Here is a 4,531-nt window from a genome sequence, read left to right on the forward strand (position 1 = left end):
TCCTGGGCTTTTTCACGGATTGAGCAGGTATTTAATAAAATAACGTCAGCATCTTCTGCATTTTCAGTTTTAATATAACCGTTGGTTGAATTTAAAAGATCGGCCATTTTAGATGAATCGTATTCATTCATCTGGCAACCCCAAGTTTTGACGTGTAATTTCATGCTCATAATCTGCTGCTCATACTGTGGTTCTAAAATAAAGAGGTCGCATTTTACGCAGATCAAGACTAACTTGCTACTTTTTGTTTAGCTATCTATTGCTCCTGAAAAAGTCGGCTAAATTTCTCCATTCTTTATCATAATTTGCTTATACCCAAACTACTTGAAAATGCATCTTCAAGTAATTTGGGTATACAATGCTGTTTGTTGATATTTAAAAGGAAAATAATAATGCAAAACAGACAAGTGATTGTGATTGGCGGCGGCATGGTCGGCGCATTAACTGCATTATTGTTAGCCAAACAGGGCGACTCTATTCATCTTGTTGAAAAAACGCCTTGTATTCACCCCCTTGAAAATGAAGCTTTTGATTTGCGTGTCTCGGCGTTTAGCGCACAAAGTAAAAAACTTCTTGAGTTGGCTGGAGTATGGGATTTGCTCCCGAAAAATCGTTTGTGTGCCTATCAAAGATTGCAGACATGGGAAAAAGGCAGTCAGAAACTCTGCTTTGATAGTAAAGAGATTGGTATCGATGCCTTAGGTTATCTTGCCGAAAACCGTTGGATCCAGGCTGTTTTATGGCAAGCCCTGAAAACGCTCAACAATGTAACCTTTTACGATAACAGGCAAGTTGCCAGCATTCATAATTCTGACTCAGGCGTGTCAGTTAACTTAGATAATAATCAGCAAATTCAAGCGGATCTTTTAATTGCTTGCGATGGGGCTAATTCAGCGCTGCGTCAATTATTAAATATCGGTATTACGGCTTGGGATTATCGCCAGAAATGTCTGTTGATTAATATTAAAACCGATAGCGCTCAGCAAAATATTACCTGGCAGGAGTTTCGTGAAACAGGGCCGTGTGCCTTTTTGCCGCTTGCAGAAAACAATGCCAGTTTAGTCTGGTACCACAGCCCGCAAAAAATTAACCATCTGAAATCATTATCTAACCAGCAGTTAAAACAGGTGATTGTTGATGAATTTCCACCATTGCCGTTCGATTTTAGCGTCGAAGATAAAGGTGCATTTCCTTTAACACGTCGTCATGCGCAAAGCTATTTTAAGGGGGCATCTGTACTGTTGGGCGATGCGGCACACACCATTAATCCATTAGCAGGGCAGGGGGTTAATCTTGGTTTTAAAGATGTAGAATGTTTAGTGGATCTATTGCAAAACAGCTCAGATTTGCCAATACCTGTTTTGTTAAAACGTTATGAATGCAAACGAAAACCTGCGAACTTGCTGATGCAGAGCGCAATGGATCTGTTTTATAAAGGCAGCAAATGTGAATTGGATTCAGTGCGTCTGTTACGTAAGGGAATTTTGCATTTAGCGCAGAATAGCGGGGTAGTTAAAAATAAAGTGATGAAGTATGCGATGGGGCTTTAGCCTTTTTATCATCTGGCGGACAAAAGCCCGATCGAGCAGGGCGTAAACATGGGGATCTTATCTGTTTAAGCAAACAGTAAGCGAAACTGCTTAGGTGTCATCTGCTTACACTGTTTAAACTGGCGGTTAAAATTCGATAAATTACTAAAACCGACTAAGTCTGCAATTACTGCGATGCTGGTATTGCTGTTAACCAAAAGTTCACAGGCTTTGCCTATCCTAAATTCCTTAACATGATTAGAAAAGCTGCATACAAAATGGCGCTCAAAAAGCCGATAAACGGTGCTTTCACTGACATGTATCTCATTACATAAGTCAATAACTTGAATATTATTACGGTAATTTAATTCAATATAATTAGAGATTTTCCGTACCAGCTTTAACTCTTTTGGATTGTCTTCAATCTCGGGCAAGCTGTAGGTATTTAACCGTTTTACCTGTTTTGCCTCACTTAAAATAATCAGGACTTCAATTAAGCGGCTAAATCCCATCGCAGGACTGAAAGCTTGATGCTCTTGTAAAAGTTGAAATACACGCTCAGCTGTCAATTCGTCAAACTGCAATCCCTGAATCGAGCGACTTAATAAAGATTTCAGATTATTAAGCTCAGGCAGCTGATGAATCAGTTGGTTTATCCATTGCTGGCTAAACCATAAGATATAGGTGCTGTTATTTTGTTTATCTGAATCAGCTTCGTGGATCACAGTATGAGGCAGTTTAGGGCCAAAGATAGTCAGGTTATTATGTTTTATTTCACCAATGTAGTCACCGGCAAACAACTTTCCGCTTAAATGACGGTGCAGTACAACCTCATATTCAAAATGATAATGCCAGTCAAATTGTGCATCACAACAATCATAACGGTGGATTCGCCAGCTAAAATCACGCTGATTGCTTACTTTTTCAATTGTCGGTTTCAATACAGATACCTTTTCTATCATAGCCGCCTTTGCATATGATAGGATAGTATCAGAAGTGGCCTGAAAAGAATCACTTGTTGTGCCTTAAATTGCTAAATTACGTGCATAAATTATTCAATTATGAAGGAGCGCAACATGTTATTTAGCAAACAATCGATTATCTATTTATTGACCTGTTTTTTTATCGGGCTAAGTACCGCCTTCATTTATCCTATATTAAGTCTTTATCTGATTGAGGAAGTTCACGCTACACCAATAAGCATGGGTATTTTGATTACTTGCATGGTTTTAAGCGGGGTATTGGTCTCGCAATATATTGCCAAAAAATCAGATAAGGGTTTAAGTCGCAAGTATATTGTTTTAGCGGGCCAAACTGGGTTTATTATCACTACGATTTTTTTGGCAATGAGTCATCACTATTACACTATATTGTGTGCGGTTATTTTTTTTATGTCGTTAAGTGCGGTTTGTTTACCGCAAATTTTCAGCATGGGGCGTGATTTTGCAGATAACCAGCTTGCTGATAAAGCGGCAGTATTTGTTACTATGATGCGTGCAGCAATGGCTATGGCGTGGGTGATTGGACCACCAGTGGCCTTTTTAATAAATGATTCTTTCGGTTTTAAACAAACGTTTCTGCTTGCGGGTTTTTTTGCTGCAGTGGTATTTATTATTGTTTGCTTTGCTATGACTGATAGCCAGATTAAAGAAGAGCAGGTTGAGAGCGAAAACGTGAATTGGCTAAAAATATCTGGCGTCTTATTCTTTTTGATATCCATCTTTTTTGCCTTTAGTGCCAACAATATGTACCTCACATCAATAAGTCTTTATATCACTCAAGAGTTAAATTTTGACTCTAAATGGGTGGGCTACCTGATGGGAATTGCGGCCTTTGTTGAAATCCCAATTATGTTAAGTGCGGGTTATCTTGCGCCGAGGTTCGGTGCAACGCGACTAATCTATATCGCTTGTATTAGCGGCCTGCTATTTTTTGCTGGTTTGCTAGTTGCACAACAGCTCTGGCAGTTTATGTTACTGCAGCTATTTAACGGTGTGTTTATTGGTATCAACGCCAGTTTAGGTATGCTGGTTGTACAGGATTTGATGAAAAAACAGATAGGTTTAGCCTCAACACTGTTTAATAACAGCATAATGCTCAGCATATTATCAAGCAGCCTAATAGTGGGGGGGATCGCACAATATTTCAGTTATTATGCGGTATTTATCGCCGCAGCCCTGTTTTGTTTAATTGCTCTGTTTTTCATGTACTTAGCAGAAAGGGAACGCTTGGCGTTAAAAGCTGAGTTTAATCAACAAGCCTGCATTGATTAATTGTCCAGTTAACCTGTAGTTTTAAAAAGCCCGAGAGATTAACTAGCGGGCTTTTTTTGGGCGCTTTGGCAGAGAGCTTGGCTATAAGCTCATTTTGCTATCAGGCGGATTCACCTTGCCAACTGAAGTGGCGATTTTCTTTTTGAGCGCTCAAGCCATTTTCTGAATTGCTTTGCTATTCTAATACATTGAATTACCTGCAAAATAAAAGCGGATCTCCCGCCTTGTAGGTGGTGTTAATTCAGGTTGGCTATTTAGTGAACATAGGAAGGAGGTTTGAACGATGCTGTGTTTCGAGGGGAAGAGTAGACGACCGCAAAAAGAAGAAATCATCTATCAATTAGTGCTAGGTAAAACCGTTACGTATTTTCGTTATATTCATTGAGACACTCATACGAACCCATTTCAAATTCTCGGCAAATCCATGGTCGATTTTCGTAGATTGTACACATCAAGGTATCGCGATCTAAGGCTGAACACCAACCATCATCTAAACGAGCCATAACTTGACCTCCCCAGGCATCAGCTGCAATATGTTCCTCTGGCACACCAGTGTCAGTAACAATCATAACTTCTAAACGACAACAGCAAGCTTGGCATTTTGCACATGTTACTTCAGGATCTGGCAGATTTGTTACTTCAATAGTCATAGATAACTTCAGTATATTCAATTACCGACATACTACGCTAAATCAACCATTTTCACGAAACTCATTTGGATCTATACGC

General features: G+C 39.4%; 4 protein-coding genes and 1 pseudogene. 2 read left to right on the forward strand and 3 right to left on the reverse strand.

The window, feature by feature from the left end; genetic code table 11:
• Positions 1 to 170: pseudogene (locus tag AC4GME_RS10920) on the reverse strand (tRNA (N6-isopentenyl adenosine(37)-C2)-methylthiotransferase MiaB); the annotation flags it as partial.
• A 222-nt stretch (positions 171 to 392) separates the two neighbouring features.
• Here AC4GME_RS10920 and AC4GME_RS10925 point away from each other — a divergent pair.
• Positions 393 to 1,550: an FAD-dependent monooxygenase gene (locus tag AC4GME_RS10925; RefSeq protein ID WP_490375965.1), complete on the forward strand. Its 1,158-nt coding sequence runs from the start codon at positions 393 to 395 to the stop codon at positions 1,548 to 1,550.
• Positions 1,551 to 1,615: 65 nt separating this feature from the next.
• Here AC4GME_RS10925 and AC4GME_RS10930 read toward each other — a convergent pair whose 3' ends face one another.
• Positions 1,616 to 2,491: a helix-turn-helix transcriptional regulator gene (locus tag AC4GME_RS10930; protein ID WP_490379390.1), complete on the reverse strand. Its 876-nt coding sequence runs from the start codon at positions 2,489 to 2,491 to the stop codon at positions 1,616 to 1,618.
• Positions 2,492 to 2,605: 114 nt separating this feature from the next.
• Here AC4GME_RS10930 and AC4GME_RS10935 point away from each other — a divergent pair, with 114 nt between their 5' ends.
• A complete protein-coding gene (locus AC4GME_RS10935) occupies positions 2,606 to 3,802 on the forward strand; it encodes a sugar efflux transporter (RefSeq protein WP_490379391.1) in 1,197 nt (398 codons plus the stop codon).
• A 359-nt stretch (positions 3,803 to 4,161) separates the two neighbouring features.
• Here AC4GME_RS10935 and AC4GME_RS10940 read toward each other — a convergent pair whose 3' ends face one another.
• Positions 4,162 to 4,452 (reverse strand): YkgJ family cysteine cluster protein, encoded by a 291-nt coding sequence (locus tag AC4GME_RS10940; protein WP_490375962.1) that lies wholly within the window; start codon positions 4,450 to 4,452, stop codon positions 4,162 to 4,164.
• Positions 4,453 to 4,531: the final 79 nt, after the last annotated feature.

It is taken from the genome of Psychromonas sp., from assembly GCF_983033635.1.